Source organism: Modestobacter versicolor (assembly GCF_041028285.1).
Lineage (GTDB): Bacteria > Actinomycetota > Actinomycetes > Mycobacteriales > Geodermatophilaceae > Modestobacter > Modestobacter versicolor_A.
Genome location: NZ_JABGDB010000007.1, coordinates 163,206 through 180,581, shown reverse-complemented (window position 1 = coordinate 180,581; position 17,376 = coordinate 163,206). Strand labels below are relative to the sequence as shown.

The window sequence follows — 17,376 nt, the reverse complement described above, 5'->3', positions numbered from 1 at the left end:
GCCGACCAGGCCACGGCGCAGGACCGGGGCGTCGGCGAGGATGAGGACGCGGGTGACGCCGCGGGGGGTGCTGGCCATCGGGCTGGACACGTTCGTTGCTCCGCTCACGTTCGGTGATCGTCTGACGAGCAGTAGATCGACCGGGTGAACGGACTGCTTGAGCGGCTGGCGCGCCCGGTCAGGGCCGCGGGTCCCGCCGGGTCCAGCCGCGGTCGTCCCGGCGGGCGCCCAGGCCGGCCGCGCACCGCCGGCAGACCACCTGCACCCCCTCGGCGTGCCGGCCGGACTCCGGCTGGACGTCGGCCCAGCTGACGTGCGGGAAGCGGGTCAGCCGGGACCGGCTCAGCGACAGCCCGCAGACGGTCTCGTTGCGGCCCGGCTGCCAGCCGTGCACCTCGCCGGCGGGGTAGCGGACGCCGTCGTCGGGGTCGGTCCACCGGTCGGCGGCGGCGACCGCCGCGGTGCGCGTGCCCATGCCCGTCGCGCTACCCCGCCTGCACCTGGGCTACCGCGGCAGCCCAGGACGGCTAGTGCGCGAGCTTAAGGCCAACGACGCAGCCGACGATGCCGGCGAGCAGCAGCAGCCGGACGGCGGACACCGGCTCGGAGCCGGACACCATCGCGTAGCCCGCGGTGAGGGCGGCGCCGATGCCCACCCAGACGGCGTAGGCGGTGCCGACCGGCAGGCCGCGCATCGCGTAGGCGAGGCCGGCCATGCTGGCGGTGAGGGCGACGACGAACACGGCGGTGGGCACCAGCCGGGTGAAGCCCTGCGTGCGGTCGAGGGCGGTGGCCCAGACGGCTTCGAGGACGCCGGAGACGACGAGGACGAGCCAGTACACGGTGTGCTCCCTGGGACGCCGTCTTGTCGCTGTCCGGGTACGGCGTACTCGTCCGGGGATCCGGTTGCAGACCCGCTCCCACCTTCTCACGCGCAGAGCGCCCCGGCACCCTCCCTCGGCACCCCCTGCGGCGCTCAGCCGGGCTGGTCGCGGCGGGGCCGCGGACGGCGCACGGTGCCCGCGCCGGCCCAGGCGGTCGGGCCCCAGGTGACCTGCTCCGGTGCGGGCGCGGGCAGCGGGTCCCCGTGCGAGGTGATGTCCAGCCGGGCCAGCCGGCCGTCCTCGACGAAGAGCAGCACGCCGCCGACCGGGCGGCCGTCCGCGCCGACCACGGTCCCCTCGACCGGGGCGGCCCCGCTCGCGGCGACCGGCGGTGCGTCGGCCGGGACGTGCAGGTCGACGGTGCCGCAGCCGCAGCTGCAGCCGGGGGTCGCCGTCGTCCGGGGCAGCTGCGCGCGCAGCTGCCCCGCGCCGGCGAAGTCGTGGGAGAGCAACGCGTCGAGCAGCCCGTGCTCGTTCGTCGTCAGCGGCCGGGGTCGCGGGTGCCGTGCTGCCATGCGCCCAGTCTCGCCGACGCGGCTCAGCGAGCTGCGCCGGTCCGCGGGGCGGCGCGCACGTGCGCGCGCTCCCCCTGCCTGCCGAAGAAGCTGAGGAACTCCACCGGACCGGCGCTGGTGGCGCCGAACCAGTGCGGGGTGCGGGTGTCGAACTCGGCGGCCTCCCCGGGCCGGAGCAGCAGGTCGTGCTCGCCCAGCACCAGCCGCAGGGTGCCGTTGAGCACGTAGGCCCAGTCGAAGCCCTCGTGCGTGCGGAGCTGGGGCTCTGCGTCGTCGCGCCCTGCCGGCAGGACGAACTTGTACGTCTGGATCCCGCCCGGCCGCCGGGTCAGCGGCAGGACCACCGATCCGTCGCCGCCGGTGATCGGCCGCAGGTGGACCCGCGGGTCCCCGGTGGGCGGGGCGTCGACGAGCTCGTCGAGGGTCACGCCGTGGACACGGGCGAGCGGGAGCAGCTGCTCCAGCGTGGGGCGCCGCAGGCCCGCCTCGAGCCGGGACAGCGTGCTGACCGAGATGCCGGTCTCCGACGAGAGGTCGGCAAGCGTGACGTCGCGGCGCTGCCGCAGGTACCGGAGCCGCGGCCCCACGGCGCCCAGGGTCCGGTCCACCGCGTCGTCCATGCGATGATTTTCCGTTCGGCAACGACGTTTGCGCAACTGCGGCCCGGTGGGTGACCGTGGGGCACCGACGACGAGGAGCGGACATGCACGAGCACGGCGCAGGCACACCGGACGGCCACGAGACGCACGACTTCGACGCGGCGTACTGGGAGCGCCACTGGCAGGACCGGCCGGCCGGGGGTCCCCCGCCGAACCCGTACCTGGCGCGCGAGCTCGGCGACCTGGCGCCCGGCACGGCGCTGGACGCCGGGTGCGGCGCAGGCGCGGAGGCGGTCTGGCTCGCCGAGCACGGCTGGCAGGTGACCGCCGTCGACGTCTCCGCCGAGGCGCTGGCCCGGGCGGCCGAACGGCCCGTCGCAGGCGACGCCGCCGGTCGCGTGCGGTGGCAGCAGGCCGACCTGTGCGACTGGCGGCCGGCCACCGCCTTCGACCTGGTCACCACGCACTACGCGCACCCGGCGATGCCGCAGCTGGACTTCTACGAACGCATCGCCGACTGGGTCGCCCCGGGCGGCACGCTGCTGGTCGTCGGGCACGGCTCCACCCACCACCACGGCGACGGCCCCCAGCACGGCGACGGTCCCCAGCCGCCGGCCGAGGCGACGGTGACCGCGGCGGACGTCGCCGGACGGCTGGACGACGCCGGCTGGGAGGTGCTGACCGCCGGGGAGCAGCAGCGCTCGGTCACCGCCCCCGACGGCCGGGTGGTCGCGCTGCGCGACGTCGTCGTCCGCGCCGTCCGGCGCCGCTGAGGGTCGGGCGGCGCCGGGGTCAGCGGGAGACGCGCCGCTCGACCCAGGCGGCGTCCTTCAGCCGCAGCGCGGGCCGCTCGACCACCACCCAGGAGACGGCCGCCAGCACCGCGGCCAGGGCGATGCTGAGCGCGGCGAAGCCCCACTCGCCCAGCACCGCGAGCCCGCCGAGGGCCATCAGCAGCTGGACCGGGTAGTGGTAGACGTACAGCCCGTAGGACAGGTCCCACCGCGGGTTGCCCTTCAAGGGCGACCGGACCGCGGCGTACACGCAGAGGTAGGCGAAGCCGACCCCGCCGAGCAACCGGTACTGGTCGAACAGCACCAGCGCCGCCGAGGTCAGCACGGCGGCGCCGACGGCCCAGGCCCGGTGCACCGGGACGACGTCGGCGTAGACGTGGGCGGCCGCGCCCAGCAGGAAGACCAGCAGGAAGCGGAACACCTGCTCGTTGGCGAGCACCGGGACGTCGACCGGGACCAGGCCGGCCGTCTCCGCGGCCAGGGCCACCCAGACGAGCGCGACGACAGCGAGCAGCCGGCTCCGCCGGTGCAGGACCCCGGCGACGCCCAGCAGGGCGATGACGCCGTAGCAGAAGGCCTCGTACTGCAGCGTCCACAGCGCCCCGTCGAAGACGGCCGACCCGGCCTCGGTCGGGTGCGGCACCCCGCCGATGCCGTACTGGAGGACCGGCAGGCCTGCGTTGGCGAGCACGTAGCGCCAGGCCGGTTCCTCGCCGGTGAGCACCGAGCCCGCGTCCCGGCCGGCCAGGACGGCGGCGATCGGCGCGAGGAGCACCGCGGTGACCACCAGGCAGACCCAGAACCCGGGCATGATCCGCAGGAAGCGGTGCCAGGCGTAGCGCCGGACCGACTGCAGGCGCAGCCAGCTCGCAGCCACCAGGAACCCGCTGAGCACGAAGAAGCCGTCGACCGCCAGGTCGCCGAGCAGGGTGCGGCCGACCGAGGGCTGGTGACCGAACCCGGTCTGCCAGGCGTGGATGAGCGCCACCACGCCGGCGAACAGCAGCCGCAGGAAGCCGAGGGCGTTGCGGCGGGGGTCGAAGGCGCCGGCCAGCGACTGCCCGCGCAGCCACCCGGCCGGTTCGTCACGGCGTGTCAGGTCTGGGACGCTGCTCACCAGGCCGTTCCCCCTCTCCCCGCCCGGGACCGGGCTACGGAGAGCGACTCTAACCTCAGGTGAGGTTAGATTGCCGCTCGGGGAGTGCTCCGATGTGACCAACGACCCGCCCACCACCGGCCGGCCCGGCTTCGACCTGGGGTTGGATCGTCCCGGTGGCGGACCCCGGGTCCGCGGCGGTGCGGCTCCGAGCCGGCGCCCGTGGCACCCCCGCTCCCGCCCTGCACCCCGCGCCCGCCCTGCACCCCCGCGCCTCCGCCCGGCTCCCGCCGGCGCACGACCCGAAACGGTGGCATGCCCTCCCTGCCCGCTCCGCTCGTCCCCCGACGCCCCAGCTGGCTGTCGCCGGCCGTCGCCCGCACCGAGGTGCTGGCCGGCCTGGTCGTCGCGCTGGCGCTCATCCCCGAGGCGATCAGCTTCTCGATCATCGCCGGGGTCGACCCGCGGGTGGGGCTGTTCGCCTCCTTCACGATGGCCGTGGTCATCTCCTTCACCGGCGGCCGGCCGGCGATGATCAGCGCCGCGACCGGCGCTGTCGCCCTGGTGGTCGCCCCCCTGGTCCGCGACCACGGCCTGCAGTACCTGCTCGCCGCCGTCGTCCTCGGCGGGGTGTTCCAGGTGCTGCTCGGGCTGGCCGGCTTCGCCCGGCTGATGCGGTTCGTCCCGCGCAGCGTGATGGTCGGGTTCGTCAACGCGCTGGCGATCCTGATCTTCACCGCGCAGCTGCCCCAGCTGGTCGACGTGCCGTGGCTGGTCTACCCGATGGTCGCCGCCGGGCTGGCGGTCGTCTTCGGGCTGCCGAGGCTGACCACCGTCGTTCCCGCGCCGCTGGTCGCGATCGTCGTGCTGACCGTGCTCACGGTGGCGGCGGGGATCGCCGTGCCCACCGTCGGCGACGAGGGCGACCTGCCGGACAGCCTGCCGTTCCCGACGCTGCCCGACATCCCCCTCTCGCTGACGACGCTGGGCATCGTGGCGCCCTACGCCCTCGGCATCGCCTTCGTCGGGCTGATGGAGTCGCTGATGACGGCCAAGCTGGTCGACGACCTCACCGACACCCACTCGGACAAGAGCCGGGAGTCCTGGGGCCAGGGCGTCGCCAACATCGTCACCGGCTTCACCGGCGGCATGGGCGGCTGCGCCATGATCGGCCAGACCATGATCAACGTCCGGTCGGGCGCCCGCACCCGGCTGTCGACGTTCCTGGCCGGGACCTTCCTGCTGGTGCTCGTCGTGGCGCTGGGCGACGTCGTCGCCGTCATCCCGATGGCCGCCCTGGTCGCGGTGATGGTGTTCGTGTCGATCGCCACCTTCGACTGGCACAGCCTGCGCACCCTGCACTCCATGCCGCGCAGCGAGACCGCCGTGATGCTCGCGACCGTCGCCGTCGTCGTCTGGACGGGCAACCTCGCCATCGGCGTCGGCGTCGGGGTGCTGGTGGCCTGCGTCCTGTTCGCCCGCCGCATCGCCCACCTGGTGCAGGTGACCGCCCGCACCGACGACCGGGGCCGCCGGGTGTACGAGGTGCACGGGGCGCTGTTCTTCGCCTCCAGCAACGACCTGTACACCCAGTTCGACTACGCCACCGACCCCGACGAGGTCGTCATCGACCTGTCCGGCGCCCAGGTGTGGGACGCCTCCAGCGTGGCCGCGCTGGACGCGATCACCCACAAGTACGAGACCCGCGGCAAGCGGGCCACCGTGGTCGGGCTCACCGACCACTCCGCCGCGCGGTACGAGCGGCACGCCGGGCAACTCGGCGACCTCTGACCCGCGGCGCACCTGGTGCCCCCGGCAGGATTCGAACCTGCGGCACACGGTTTAGGAAACCGATGCTCTATCCCCTGAGCTACGGGGGCTCGTCGGCGGCGCGGGGCGCCACCGACCGGGGTGTGCGGGACAGAGGCTAGCGGTCGTCACCGAGAGGTGCGGGAACATCCCTGCGGGTGAACTCGTCAGTACATTTGCGGGCGACGACGTGTCGCAACCGTTACGTTGTCCGAGCACGTACGAGCCCCGGCAACGGCGCCGGTGGCGCGGGAGGTGGAGAGACTGATGGAGATCACGGTGGTCGACGTCCCCGAGCGGGGACGCTTCGAGATCCGGGACGGCGAGAAGGTCGTCGGCCTGGCGAGCTACCACGTGGACGGCGACGTCATGACCCTCCCGCACACCGAGGTCGACCCGGCCATGGGCGGCCGGGGCCTGGGTTCGCAGCTGGTCGCCGGCGTCCTGGCCGCTGCCCGCGAGCGCCAGCTGCACGTGCTGCCGTACTGCTCGTTCGTCCGCAAGTACCTGGTGGACCACCCCGAGCTGCTGGACCTCGTCGCCGAGGCTGACCGCCCCACGTTCGGGCTGGCCACCGCCAACAGCTGATCTGCGGTGCGCAACCGGGTTGCTTAGGCTCGGTGGGTGCCGACCGCCCTGCTCTGGTTCCGTCGTGACCTCCGGCTGGGCGACCACCCGGCCCTCCTCGCCGCGGTCGAGGCCGCGGGCCCGGACGGCACCGTCGTCCCGGTCTTCGTCTTCGACGACCGGCTCTACGGCGTCTCCGGCGACCCGCGCCGCCGCTTCCTGCTCGACTGCCTGCACGAGCTGGACGCCGCGACGGGCGGCGCCCTGGTGCTGCGCTCCGGCGACCCGGCCACCGTGCTGCCCGGGCTGGCCGACGAGGTCGGGGCGACGAGCGTGCACGTCACCGCCGACGCCGGGCCCTACGGGCGGCGCCGGGACCAGGTCGTGGAGCGGGCGCTGGGCGACGTCCCGCTGGTGCGCACCGGCTCGCCCTACGCCGTGGCGCCGGGCCGGGTCACCAAGCGCGACGGCACCCCGTTCCAGGTCTTCACCCCGTTCTCCCGCGCCTGGCGCGAGCACGGCTGGCACTCCCCCGCCGTCACCCCTGACGTCGTGCCGTGGCAGACCGGCGTCCGCTCCGACGGCCCCCCGCCGGCCCCCGACCTCTCCGGGGTCGAGCTGCCCCCGGCCGGCGAGGCCGCGGCGCTGGCGGCCTGGCACCGGTTCCGCGACGAGCGGCTGCTCGGTTACGACCAGGGCCGCAACCCGCCTGGTGGCAACGGCACCAGCCGGCTGTCGGCCTACCTGAAGTACGGCTGCGTCCACCCGCGCACCCTGCTGGCCGACCTGGCCGCGGACGAGGGGCAGCAGTCGGTCCGCCGGTACACCGACGAGCTGGCCTGGCGGGACTTCTACGCCGACGTGCTCTGGCACCGGCCCGACTCGGCGCGGGAGTACCTGAAGCCCGAGCTGCAGGGCATGGGCTACGACTCCGGCCCGGAGGCCGACGCGCTGGTGCGCGCCTGGGAGACCGGCCGCACCGGCTTCCCGATCGTGGACGCCGGCATGCGGCAGCTGCTCGGCGAGGCCTACGTGCACAACCGGGTGCGGATGATCGTGGCGTCGTTCCTGGTCAAGGACCTGCACCAGGAGTGGACGCTGGGCGCGCGGTACTTCATGCAGCACCTGGTCGACGGCGACCTGGCCAGCAACAACCACGGCTGGCAGTGGGTGGCCGGCACCGGCACCGACGCCTCGCCGTACTACCGGGTCTTCAACCCGATCACCCAGGGCAAGAAGTTCGACCCCGACGGCAGCTACGTCAAGCGCTGGGTGCCCGAGCTGCGCGACCTGGACGCGCAGCACGTGCACGAGCCCTGGACGGCGCCCGGCGGCGTCCCGGCCGGCTACCCGGAGCCGGTCGTCGACCACGCGCACGAGCGTCAGGTGTCGCTGGACCGCTACGCCGCCGTCCGCGGGCGCTGAGGGTGCCGACCCAGATCACGTCCCCGTTCGTGGCGGACGGCGTCGGTGCCGGTGAAGCTGGGGTCATGACGTCGGGAGCCGCCCGTGCCTGAGGGCCACACCCTGTTCCGGCTGGCCCGCGAGCAGCAGGCCGCGTTCGCCGGCCGCGAGGTGCACGTGACCAGCCCGCAGGGCCGCTTCGCCGGGCAGGCCGAGCTGCTCGACGGCCGGGTGCTCGACGACGTCACCTCCTACGGCAAGCACCTGTTCGCCACCTTCGGCCCGGACGTCGTGCACGTGCACCTGGGCCTGTACGGGAAGTTCACCTCCGGCACGGGCCTGCCGCCCGAGCCCCGGGGCGCCCTGCGGATGCGCTGGGAGGGGCCGGGCGAGGACGGCGAGGGCGTGTGGACCGATCTCCGCGGCGCCACCGCCTGCGACCTGATCACCGACGGCGAGGTGCAGTTCATCCTCGACCGGCTGGGCCCGGACCCGCTGCGCCGCCGGTCGGACCCGGACAAGGCGTTCGCCCGCATCTCCCGCAGCCGGGTGGCGATCGGCGCGCTGCTGATGGACCAGGCGGTGCTCGCCGGCGTGGGCAACGTCTACCGCGCCGAGGTCCTGTTCCGGCAGCGGATGAGCCCGTTCCGCCCCGGCCGGGACGTCGGTGCCGAGGCCTGGGCCGCGATGTGGGCAGACCTCGTCGTGCTGATGCGGGCCGGCGTCAAGGCCGGCCGGATCGTGACCACCGAGCGCGCCGACCGGGAGCGCCGGCGGGGCCCGGCGCTCCGGGAGGACGCGCACTACGTCTACCGGCGCGCCGGGCTGCCCTGCCGGCTCTGCGGCACCGAGGTGCGCACCGAGGTGATGGTCGGCCGCAACCTCTTCTGGTGCCCGACCTGCCAGGCCGTCTGAGAAGGCCCCCGCTGCCCCCCAGCCCTCGCGAGCTCGGCGCGGGCCCCTGCAGAAGAGCCGTCAGAGCGCGCCCTTGGCGGCGTCGCCGGCCGGGAGCGGGGTGAGCATCCGGACGCCGATCGGCTCGGTCAGGTCGTCCTTGATGCCCTCGGCCAGCTGGTTGAACGTCTCGCCGGCGCCGTGCGCCTTGACGTCGTCCTGGGACGACCAGCGCTCGATCATCACGAAGCCGTAGCCGTCCTCGTGCAGCGCGTAGAGCTCGCAGCCGGCCTCCTCGTGCACGGCCGGGACGGCGGCGGTGAGGGCCTCCCGCACCGCGTCGGCGCGGCCGGGCTTGGGCGAGATGGTGGCGACGATCAGGATGGACACGCGGTCTCCTCCGGCGATGACCGGGCACGGCTGCCCGGGTTCACCCTGGCGCCTACCCGCCATCGGGACGACGATGCGGACGTGGCCCAACGCACACCGCCCGGACGCCGTGTGCTGCGGGTCGCCGTCGTCGGCGCCGGGCCGGCGGGCATCTACGCCGCCGACGCGCTCGCCGGTCAGGACGACGTCCCGGTGGCCGTCGACCTGGTCGACCGGCTGCCCACCCCGTTCGGCCTGGTGCGGCACGGCATCGCGCCGGACCACCTGAAGATGCGGGCCCTGCGCGAGACGCTGCACCACACCCTGGACCACGAGCGGGTGCGGTTCGTCGGCAACGTCGAGATCGGCACCGACCTGGCCCTGGACGAGCTGCGCCGGCACGTCGACGCCGTGGTCTACACCTACGGCGCCGCCGGTGACCGGCGGCTGGGCATCCCCGGGGAGGAGCTGCCCGGCAGCCTGGCCGCCACCGACGTGGTCGCCTGGTACTGCGGTCACCCGGACGCCGACCGGCCGCGGGTGGAGGACGCCGTCGCCCGGGCCCGCGACGTGGTGGTCGTCGGCGTCGGGAACGTGGCGCTCGACGTCGCCCGGGTGCTGGCCCGCTCCCCCGCCGAGCTGCACCCCACCGAGATGCCCCAGCACGTGCTCGACGCCCTGGCCGCCGCGCCGGTGGAGCGGGTGACGGTGCTCGGCCGCCGCGGCCCGGCGCAGGCCAGCTTCACCACCCAGGAGCTGCGCGAGCTCGGCCACCTGGCGGCCGCGACCGTGCTGGTCGACCCGGCCGACCTGGCCCCCGACCCGGCCACCGAGGCGCTGGCAGCCGCGGACCGGCACGTCGCCCGCAACCTCGCCGCGCTCGCCGACTACGCCGGCCACGAGGTCACGCCCGGCACGGTCAGCCTGCGGCTGCGGTTCCGCGCCCGCCCGGTCCGGCTGCTGGGCACCGACCGGGTCACCGGAGTGGAGGTCGAGCGGACGACGGTGGACGCCGAGGGCCGCGCGGTCGGCACCGGTGAGCTGGACGTCGTCCCGGCCGATCTGGTGGTGCGGTCGGTCGGCTACTCCGGGCACGCGCTGCCCGGGCTGCCCCTGGTCGGGGGCACCGTGCCGCACGAGGCCGGGCGGGTGCTGCGCGACGGCCGGCCGAGCACCGGCGAGTACGTCGCCGGCTGGATCAAGCGCGGCCCGACCGGCGTGGTCGGCACCAACAAGCACGACGCCCGGGAGACCGTCGCCGCGCTGCTGGCCGACGTGGCCGCCGGGGTGCTGCGACCCGGCGGGGACGACGACTGGCTGGACACCCTGCGCGCCCGCGGCGGGCACCCGGTGCTGCTGGAGGACTGGCGGGCCATCGACGCCGCCGAGGTCGCCCTGGGCGCCGTCCACGGCCGGGCCCGCACGACGCTGCACGAGCGCGAGGCGCTGCTGGCCGCCGTCCGCAGCGCCGTCGCGGCACAGGAGGGCTGATCCCCCGGGTGGCGCGGTACGGCACACTCGACGGTGTGAGCAGCGCCCCCGTACAGACCTCACCTGCCACCACGACGATCTCCTTCGCCCGCGGCGCCCCGTCGACCGACATCGTCGACGTCGAGGGCCTCAAGCAGGCGGCGGTCGCGGCGTTCGACGCCGACCCGGCCGGGCTGACCGGCTACGGGACGGCGGTCGGCTACGTGCCGCTGAGGGAGTGGATCGCCGAGAAGCACGGCGTGCCGGTCGACCACGTGCTCGTCACCAACGGCTCGATGCAGGCCGACGCGTTCCTCTTCGACGAGCTGGCCACGCCCGGCGCCGCGGTGGTCACCGAGCGGCCCACCTACGACCGCACCCTGCTCGGTCTGCGCAACCGGGGCGCCGACGTGCACCTGGTGACGCTGGAGGAGGACGGGATCGCCGTCGAGGAGGTGGCCGCGCTGCTCGAGGGCGGGCTGCGCCCGACGCTGGCGCACGTCATCCCCAACTTCCAGAACCCGGCGGGCTACACGCTGTCGCTGGCCAAGCGCGAGCGGCTGCTGGAGCTGGCCCGGCAGTACGGCTTCGTGCTGTTCGAGGACGACCCCTACGTGGACATCCGGTTCAGCGGCGAGCCGCTGCCGCGGATGCTGGAGCTCGACGGCGGCGCGGCCAGCGAGCACGTCGTCTACGCCTCGTCGTTCTCCAAGACCGTCTGCCCCGGCATCCGGGTCGGCTACCTGGTCGGGCCGCCGGCGCTGATCAAGAAGATCCAGGTCCGGGCCACGAACACCTACATCGCGCCGAACATGGTCGCCCAGGGCACCGTCCACGCCTACCTGCAGGGCGACCGGTTCCCGGCGGCGCTGGAGCGGGTGAAGTCGGCGCTGGCCGAGCGGGTCGGGCTGCTGGACGACGCCCTGCGCGCGCACCTGCCGCAGGCGACCTTCCGCCGTCCCGAGGGCGGCTACTTCCTGTGGGTGACCCTGCCCGAGGGCGAGGGCCACGACGTCGCCCGGATCACCACCGAGGCGGCCGCCCGCGGGGTCGCCATCGTGCCGGGCACCGACTTCCTGCTCGAGGGAGGCGAGAACTCCTTCCGGCTGGCCTACTCCGCGGTGCAGCCCGGGGACGTCGACGAGGGCGTCCGCCGGCTGGCCGAGGCCGTCGAGGCCGCCCGCCCCTGACCCACCCCGCCGTCCCCCGGGATCAGGTCAGCTGATCGTGCGTGCTCCTGGCTCACCGTGTGAGGTGAGCCAGGAGCAGCTGCGGTGAGCTGACCTGATCCCCGGTGGACGGCGGCACGCGGACGGCGGCACGCGGACGGCGGCACGCGGACGGCGGCCGGTGGACGGCTGGGCGGGGACGGCTCCGGTCCTGCCACGATGAGCTCGTGGACACCTTCGCGGAGATCGCCGACGAGCGTCGCGGTCTGGCGGCCCTGCTGTCGGGGCTCACGGCCGAGCAGCAGGCGACGCCGAGCCTGTGCGCCGCCTGGCGGGTGCACGACGTGGTCGCACACCTGGTCGTGCCCCTGGAGGTGGGCATCCCGAAGTTCGTGCTGGCCATGCTCGCCTGTCGCGGGGACTTCGACCGCGCGAACGTCCGGCTGACCCGCGAGCAGGCACGTCGGCCGTTCGGCGAGCTCGTCGAGGTGCTGCGCCGGAAGGCCGACTCGCGGTTCACCCCGCCCGGCGCCGGCCCCGAGGCGCCGCTCACCGACCTCCTGGTGCACGGCCTGGACATCCGCTGGCCGCTGGGGCTGCCGCGCGACGTCCCGGAGGCACGCCTGCGCACGTCGCTGACCTTCCTGACCGCCGGGCGCGCCGGTGGCCTCGTCGCCGCGGGCACGCTGAGCGGCTTGCGGTTCGAGGCGGACGACGTCGAGTGGGCGCACGGCAGTGGTCCCACGGTGCACGGGAACGCCGAGGCACTCCTGCTGGCGATCACGGGCCGCACGACCGCACTCGACCACCTCAGCGGCGACGGCGTCCCGACGTTGCGGAGTCGACTGGCCTGACGGTCGACGACCCGAGCCCGAACTGCACGGACCTCACCCGCTGTTGCGCAGGGCGGTGGCGACGCCGTTCACGCTGAGCTGGATGCAGCGGCGCACCAGCTCGTCGTCGTCCCCGCCGCGGCGGCGGCGCAGCATCTCCACCTGCAGGTGGTGCAGCGGCTCCAGGTAGGGGAAGCGGTTGCGGATGGACCGGGCCAGGGCTGGGTTGTCGGCCAGCAGGTGGTCATCGCCGGTGATCGCCAGCAGCATCCGCACCGACCGCTCGTGCTCGGCGGTGATCTGGCCGAACACCAGCTGCCGCAGCTCCGGGTCGGGCACCAGCTCGGCGTAGCGCGCGGCCAGCTCCAGGTCGGTCTTGGCCAGCACCATGCCCATGTTGGACAGCACGGTGCGGAAGAACGGCCAGCGCCGGTGCAGGTCCTGCAGCTGGGCCAGCCGGCCGGGGTCGCCGTCGACCCACGACTCCAGCGCCGACCCGGTGCCGTACCAGCCGGGCAGCATGATCCGCGCCTGCGACCAGCTGAACACCCACGGGATGGCCCGCAGGTCGCTGATCGAGTCACCGGCCTTGCGGGACGGCGGCCGGCTGCCGATGTTCAGCTCGGCCAGCTCGCGCACCGGTGTCGCGGCGCGGAACCACTCCACGAACCCCGGCGTCTCGTGCACCAGGGCGCCGTACGCCGAGCGGGCCCGGGCGGCGAGGTCGTCGAAGAGCGCGTAGGTCTCCTCGGCGTCGTCCCCGAGCCCCTCGATGTCCAGCAGCGTCGACTCCAGGGTCGCCGCGACCAGCGCCTCGAGGTTGCGCCGGGCCAGGTGCGGGGAGGCGTACTTGGCCGCGATCACCTCGCCCTGCTCGGTGATCCGCAGCGCGCCCGCGACCGAGCCAGGCGGCTGCGCCCGGATCGCCTCGTAGCTGGGGCCGCCGCCGCGGCCGACCGTGCCGCCGCGGCCGTGGAACAGCCGCAGCCGCACGCCGTCGGCCCGGGCCACCTCGACCAGCGCCAGCTCGGCCCGGTACAGCGCCCAGTTGGCGGCGAGGTAGCCGCCGTCCTTGTTGCTGTCGGAGTAGCCGAGCATGACCTCCTGCGCGTCGCCGCGGTCGGCCACCAGCGCCCGGTACAGGGGGTGGCCGAGCATCGCGGTGAGGATCGCGCCGGCCGCCTGCAGGTCCTCGATCGTCTCGAACAGCGGTGAGATGCCGACGCTGCACCGCGGGCCGCCCTCGGCGCCGGGGTCGAGCAGGCCCACCTCCTTGAGCAGGACGGCGACCTCCAGCACGTCGCTGACCGACTCGCACATGCTGATCACGTAGTTCGGGATCGACTCCGGGCCGAGCAGCGCGACCTGCTCGGCGGCGGCGACCAGCAGGTCCAGCTCGCCGCGGGCCAGCTCGGACAGCTCGGCGTCCCGGCGCACCAGCGGCCGGCGCAGCCGGAGCTCCCCGGTCAGCAGCTCGACGCGGGCCGCCTCGTCCAGCGACGCGTAGTCCTCGCAGACGCCGGCCCAGGCCAGCAGCTCGGCCATGACCTCCTCGTGCACCGCGGAGTTCTGCCGCATGTCCAGCCCGCACAGGTGGAAGCCGAACACCTCGACCGCCTCGCGCAGCCGGGCCAGCCGGTCGTCGGCCAGCGCTCCGGCGCCGTGCCCGCGCAGCGAGGCGTCGACGGTCTCCAGGTCCGCGATCAGCTCGGCCGGGCGGTCGTAGGGCGGCAGCTCGGCGTCCGGGGACGGACCGGGCACCTCTCCGAGCACCCGCAGCGCGGTGGCGGCCAGCCGCCGGTACACCCCGCGCAGCGCCCGCCGGTAGGGCTCGTCGCCGCGGAACGGCGAGTCGTCGCCGGAGGCCTCGGCCAGCGCGTAGAGCGCGTCGGTGGGGGTGACCAGCCGGTCGGACATCGACAGCTCGTCGGCCAGGCAGACCAGCTCGGCCAGGTGGTGGCGCAGCGCCGTCCGGGCCTGGGAGGTGGTCGCCCGCCGGACGGCGTCGGCGGTGACGAACGGGTTGCCGTCGCGGTCCCCGCCGATCCACGAGCCCGGCCGCAGCATCGGGGTGGCCAGCAGGTCGGCGTCCGGCCAGCGCTCGCGCAGCGCACGGCGCAGGGCGGCGTTGATCTCCGGCACGACCTCGAACAGCGACAGGTCGTAGTAGCGCAGCGCCTCGTCGATCTCGTCGGCCAGCCGCAGCCGGCTGAGCCGGAGCAGCGCGGTCTGCCAGAGGGTGAGCACCTCCCGCCACAGGTGCGCCGACCAGGCCGGGTCGTCGACGTCCCGGCGCTGCAGCAGTTCGCTGACCTGCTGCTGGACCTGCGAGATCGTCCGGCGCCGCACCTCCGTGGGGTGCGCGGTCACGACCGGGACGACGACCGCGCCGGTCAGCTCGCGGGCGACGACGGCGGGGTCGAGGTCGGCGGCGTCCAGCAGGTCGAGGCTCGCCGCCAGGCTGCCCTTCTGCGGCGGCGACCCGGCACGGCGGTGGTGCCGGCGGCGGCGCTCGTGGTGCACGTCCTCGGCGATGTTGGCCAGCAGCGAGAAGTGGCTGAACGCGCGGATGACGTGGGTGGCCTCGCGCGGGTCGAGCCCGGCCAGCCGCTGGGCCAGCTCACCGCGGTCGACCTCGGACCGGCGGATGCGGAAGGCCTCGACCCGGGTGGACTCCACGAGCTCGAGGACGTCGGCGCCGGCCTGCTCGCCGATCACCTCGCCCAGCACCCGGCCCAGCAGCCGGATGTCCTCCCGCAGCGGGTTCTCGGACGCCCGGTCGTCGGGGGCGTGCAGGTCGGCGACGTCGACGGTGGCTTCGGACACGACGCGCAGTATCCGGGGCGGGTGTGTCGGGCCGGTGACGTGCCCCGCGGAGGAGCGGGCCAGCGCCGGTCGAGGTCACCCGAGAAGATGGGCGCCATGAAGCGACTGACCGCGACGCCGGCCACCTCCGCCCCGGCCGAGCACGGGGAGGGCCCGATCTGGGACGCCGCCACCGCCGAGCTGGTGTGGGTCGACATCACCGCGGGCCTGGTGCGGCGCGGCCGGGTGGACGGGGACGACGTCGTCGACGTGGCGCAGCACCGCGGCGGGGGCACCGTGGGCTTCGTCGTCCCGGTCGAGGCCGGCGGCTGGCTGCTGGGTGCCGACGGCGGGATCACCCGGCTGTCCGCCGACGGCGAGGCGGACGTGCTGGTCGAGCTGGCCGGCGAGGGCGGGTCGGCCGAAGCCGGCGGCACCCGGATGAACGACGGCGGCTGCGACCGGGCCGGCCGGTTCTTCGGCGGGACGATGGCCTTCGACGAGCGCCCCGGCGCCGGGAGCCTGCACCGGCTCGACCTCGACGGGACGGTGCGCACGGTCCTCGACGGGCTGACCGTCTCCAACGGGCTCGGCTGGTCGCCCGACGACCGCACGATGTACCTGTCCGACTCCGGCGCGAAGCAGGTGTGGGCCCTCGACTACGACCCGGCCACCGGCACCTCCGGGCAGCGCCGGGTGCTGCTGGACTTCACCGACGACCCGGACGGCGTCGCCGACGGCCTCACCGTGGACGACGAGGGCTGCCTCTGGACCGCGCTCTGGGGCGGCGGCCAGGTGCGGCGGTACTCCCCCGACGGGGACCTGCTGGCGGTGGTCGAGGTGCCGGCGGAGAACACCACGAGCTGCGCGTTCGCCGGGGACCTGCTCGTGATCAGCACCTCGGTGCACGGGATGGACGACGCCGCCCGCGCCGCCCGACCCGACGCCGGGAAGCTCTTCACCGTCCGGCCCGGCGTGAGCGGCCCCCCGGCCAACCCCTACCGCGGCCCGCTCACCGCCCTCCGCGAGACCTGACCCCGACCGCCCCAGGGCGAAGATGGCCATCTCCGCCGCCCGGTCCGCGCCGAAGATGGCCATCTTCGGCGTACGGGGAGGCCCGAAGATGGCCATCTTCGGGGTTCAGGAGCCGAAGGCCTCGCGCCAGGCGGGCATCAGCTCGCGCTCGGCCCACTCCAGGTAGGGGCGCTGCTGGTCGCCGCCGATCTGCACCAGCGCGAGGTGGCTGAACCCCGCCTCGGCGTAGGCCTTCGCCGCCTCGATGACCGCCTCGACGTCGTCCCCGCAGGGGATGGAGCCCTCGACGTCCTCCTCGCGGACGAACTGGCTGGCCGCGTCGAAGCCGGCGGTGCCGGGCAGGTCGGCGTTGACCTTCCAGCCCAGGCCGAACCAGCGGAACAGCTGGTGCGCGCGGGTGACGGCGGCGGCCTTGTCGGTGCCGTAGCTGATCGGCATCTGGCCGACCCGGTCCTTGCCCGCGCCGCCGGCCTTCTCGAACTGCTCGGTGAGCTCCGGCTTGGGCTCGGTGGCGATGAGCACGTCGGCGTACTCGGCGGCCAGCGCGACCGACTTCTGCCCCGACACCGCGATGCCGATCGGCACGCCGCCCTCGGGGAGGTCCCAGACCTTGCCGCCGTCCACGTCGTAGTACTGGCCGTGGAAGGTGGTGTACCCGTCGCCGGCGAGCAGCTCCTTGATGACCTGCACGGCCTCCGCGAACATCTCGTGCCGGACGGCGACCGGCGGCCAGCCCTCGCCGATCACGTGCTCGTTGAGGTTCTCCCCCGCGCCCAGGCCGAGGGTGAACCGCCCGTCGGCCAGCAGCTGCAGGGTGGCCGCCTGCTGCGCGACGACGGCCGGGCGGTACCGCAGGATCGGGCAGGTCACGTAGGTCATCAGCGGGATCCGGCTGGTGGCCTGGGCGGCCGCGCCGAGGGTGACCCAGGCGTTGGGCGCATGGCCCATCTCGTCCAGCCACGGGAAGAAGTGGTCGCTGCTGACGGCGAAGTCGAAGCCGACCGCCTCGGCGCCGACCACGTGGGAGACCAGGTCCTTGGGACCGGCCTGCTCGGTCATCATCGTGTAGCCCAGCTGCATGCTCATGCCGCAGCCGCTACCCCGCCGTCCCGGCGACCGAACGGCGTCCTGGC

General features: G+C 74.7%; 17 protein-coding genes, 1 tRNA gene and 1 riboswitch. Of the genes, 9 read left to right on the top strand and 9 right to left on the bottom strand.

Features of this window, described 5'->3' with window-relative positions; genetic code table 11:
* Positions 1 to 178 precede the first annotated feature (178 nt).
* The 4 genes from HL054_RS19515 to HL054_RS19500 form a co-directional block, all read right to left on the bottom strand.
* Complete coding sequence (locus HL054_RS19515; protein ID WP_369140742.1) at positions 179 to 475, bottom strand: hypothetical protein; 297 nt, start codon at positions 473 to 475, stop codon at positions 179 to 181.
* Between the two features lie 52 nt (positions 476 to 527).
* The gene (locus HL054_RS19510; protein WP_369140741.1) at positions 528 to 842 is read right to left on the bottom strand and encodes a DMT family transporter; all 315 of its coding nucleotides are present in this window, start codon (positions 840 to 842) and stop codon (positions 528 to 530) included.
* A gap of 12 nt (positions 843 to 854) precedes the next feature.
* A riboswitch (guanidine-III (ykkC-III) riboswitch) is annotated at positions 855 to 919 on the bottom strand.
* A gap of 57 nt (positions 920 to 976) precedes the next feature.
* A complete protein-coding gene (locus HL054_RS19505) occupies positions 977 to 1,399 on the bottom strand; it encodes a hypothetical protein (RefSeq protein WP_369140740.1) in 423 nt (140 codons plus the stop codon).
* A 23-nt stretch (positions 1,400 to 1,422) separates the two neighbouring features.
* Entirely contained in the window at positions 1,423 to 2,019 is a 597-nt protein-coding gene (locus HL054_RS19500) for a helix-turn-helix domain-containing protein (protein WP_369140739.1), read from the bottom strand.
* A gap of 83 nt (positions 2,020 to 2,102) precedes the next feature.
* On the opposite strand from HL054_RS19500, the gene HL054_RS19495 reads away from it, so the two are divergent.
* On the top strand, positions 2,103 to 2,771 hold the full coding sequence (locus HL054_RS19495; RefSeq protein WP_369140738.1) for a class I SAM-dependent methyltransferase: 669 nt from the start codon (positions 2,103 to 2,105) through the stop codon (positions 2,769 to 2,771).
* Between the two features lie 19 nt (positions 2,772 to 2,790).
* Here HL054_RS19495 and HL054_RS19490 read toward each other — a convergent pair whose 3' ends face one another.
* Positions 2,791 to 3,909 (bottom strand): acyltransferase family protein, encoded by a 1,119-nt coding sequence (locus HL054_RS19490; RefSeq protein WP_369140737.1) that lies wholly within the window; start codon positions 3,907 to 3,909, stop codon positions 2,791 to 2,793.
* Positions 3,910 to 4,203: 294 nt separating this feature from the next.
* Here HL054_RS19490 and HL054_RS19485 point away from each other — a divergent pair, with 294 nt between their 5' ends.
* Complete coding sequence (locus tag HL054_RS19485) at positions 4,204 to 5,679, top strand: SulP family inorganic anion transporter (RefSeq protein ID WP_369140736.1); 1,476 nt, start codon at positions 4,204 to 4,206, stop codon at positions 5,677 to 5,679.
* Between the two features lie 13 nt (positions 5,680 to 5,692).
* Here the strand turns inward: HL054_RS19485 and HL054_RS19480 are convergent.
* A tRNA-Arg gene (locus tag HL054_RS19480) sits at positions 5,693 to 5,768 on the bottom strand.
* A 196-nt stretch (positions 5,769 to 5,964) separates the two neighbouring features.
* On the opposite strand from HL054_RS19480, the gene HL054_RS19475 reads away from it, so the two are divergent.
* The 3 genes from HL054_RS19475 to HL054_RS19465 all read left to right on the top strand — a co-directional run bounded on the left by HL054_RS19475 (position 5,965) and on the right by HL054_RS19465 (position 8,583).
* Positions 5,965 to 6,285, top strand: coding sequence for a GNAT family N-acetyltransferase (locus HL054_RS19475; protein ID WP_369140735.1), 321 nt, complete (start codon positions 5,965 to 5,967; stop codon positions 6,283 to 6,285).
* Between the two features lie 36 nt (positions 6,286 to 6,321).
* Positions 6,322 to 7,689: a cryptochrome/photolyase family protein gene (locus HL054_RS19470; RefSeq protein WP_369140734.1), complete on the top strand. Its 1,368-nt coding sequence runs from the start codon at positions 6,322 to 6,324 to the stop codon at positions 7,687 to 7,689.
* A gap of 84 nt (positions 7,690 to 7,773) precedes the next feature.
* The gene (locus tag HL054_RS19465) at positions 7,774 to 8,583 is read left to right on the top strand and encodes an Fpg/Nei family DNA glycosylase (protein ID WP_369140733.1); all 810 of its coding nucleotides are present in this window, start codon (positions 7,774 to 7,776) and stop codon (positions 8,581 to 8,583) included.
* Between the two features lie 60 nt (positions 8,584 to 8,643).
* Here the strand turns inward: HL054_RS19465 and HL054_RS19460 are convergent, their stop codons facing one another.
* The gene (locus tag HL054_RS19460) at positions 8,644 to 8,952 is read right to left on the bottom strand and encodes a putative quinol monooxygenase (RefSeq protein ID WP_369140732.1); all 309 of its coding nucleotides are present in this window, start codon (positions 8,950 to 8,952) and stop codon (positions 8,644 to 8,646) included.
* A gap of 81 nt (positions 8,953 to 9,033) precedes the next feature.
* Between HL054_RS19460 and HL054_RS19455 the strand changes: the two genes are divergently transcribed.
* The 3 genes from HL054_RS19455 (at position 9,034) to HL054_RS19445 (ending at position 12,424) form a co-directional block, all read left to right on the top strand.
* On the top strand, positions 9,034 to 10,422 hold the full coding sequence (locus HL054_RS19455; protein ID WP_369140731.1) for an FAD-dependent oxidoreductase: 1,389 nt from the start codon (positions 9,034 to 9,036) through the stop codon (positions 10,420 to 10,422).
* Between the two features lie 35 nt (positions 10,423 to 10,457).
* Positions 10,458 to 11,591 (top strand): aminotransferase-like domain-containing protein, encoded by a 1,134-nt coding sequence (locus tag HL054_RS19450; protein WP_369140730.1) that lies wholly within the window; start codon positions 10,458 to 10,460, stop codon positions 11,589 to 11,591.
* A gap of 206 nt (positions 11,592 to 11,797) precedes the next feature.
* Complete coding sequence (locus tag HL054_RS19445; protein ID WP_369140729.1) at positions 11,798 to 12,424, top strand: maleylpyruvate isomerase family mycothiol-dependent enzyme; 627 nt, start codon at positions 11,798 to 11,800, stop codon at positions 12,422 to 12,424.
* 33 nt (positions 12,425 to 12,457) lie between these two features.
* On the opposite strand, the gene ppc is transcribed toward HL054_RS19445, so the two are convergent.
* Complete coding sequence (ppc, locus tag HL054_RS19440) at positions 12,458 to 15,229, bottom strand: phosphoenolpyruvate carboxylase (protein ID WP_369140728.1); 2,772 nt, start codon at positions 15,227 to 15,229, stop codon at positions 12,458 to 12,460.
* Positions 15,230 to 15,325: 96 nt separating this feature from the next.
* On the opposite strand from ppc, the gene HL054_RS19435 reads away from it, so the two are divergent.
* Entirely contained in the window at positions 15,326 to 16,243 is a 918-nt protein-coding gene (locus HL054_RS19435) for an SMP-30/gluconolactonase/LRE family protein (protein WP_369140727.1), read from the top strand.
* A 105-nt stretch (positions 16,244 to 16,348) separates the two neighbouring features.
* On the opposite strand, the gene HL054_RS19430 is transcribed toward HL054_RS19435, so the two are convergent.
* Complete coding sequence (locus tag HL054_RS19430; RefSeq protein ID WP_369140726.1) at positions 16,349 to 17,329, bottom strand: TIGR03557 family F420-dependent LLM class oxidoreductase; 981 nt, start codon at positions 17,327 to 17,329, stop codon at positions 16,349 to 16,351.
* Positions 17,330 to 17,376: the final 47 nt, after the last annotated feature.

What these genes read in the sequence shown, in the direction of transcription:
- HL054_RS19505 (WP_369140740.1), bottom strand. Translation starts at nt 1,399, where the DNA reads ATGGCAGCACGGCACCCGCGACCCCGGCCGCTGACGACGAACGAGCAC.
- HL054_RS19435 (WP_369140727.1), top strand. Translation starts at nt 15,326, where the DNA reads ATGAAGCGACTGACCGCGACGCCGGCCACCTCCGCCCCGGCCGAGCAC.
- HL054_RS19500 (WP_369140739.1), bottom strand. Translation starts at nt 2,019, where the DNA reads ATGGACGACGCGGTGGACCGGACCCTGGGCGCCGTGGGGCCGCGGCTC.
- HL054_RS19475 (WP_369140735.1), top strand. Translation starts at nt 5,965, where the DNA reads ATGGAGATCACGGTGGTCGACGTCCCCGAGCGGGGACGCTTCGAGATC.
- HL054_RS19495 (WP_369140738.1), top strand. Translation starts at nt 2,103, where the DNA reads ATGCACGAGCACGGCGCAGGCACACCGGACGGCCACGAGACGCACGAC.
- HL054_RS19430 (WP_369140726.1), bottom strand. Translation starts at nt 17,329, where the DNA reads ATGAGCATGCAGCTGGGCTACACGATGATGACCGAGCAGGCCGGTCCC.
- HL054_RS19485 (WP_369140736.1), top strand. Translation starts at nt 4,204, where the DNA reads ATGCCCTCCCTGCCCGCTCCGCTCGTCCCCCGACGCCCCAGCTGGCTG.
- HL054_RS19515 (WP_369140742.1), bottom strand. Translation starts at nt 475, where the DNA reads ATGGGCACGCGCACCGCGGCGGTCGCCGCCGCCGACCGGTGGACCGAC.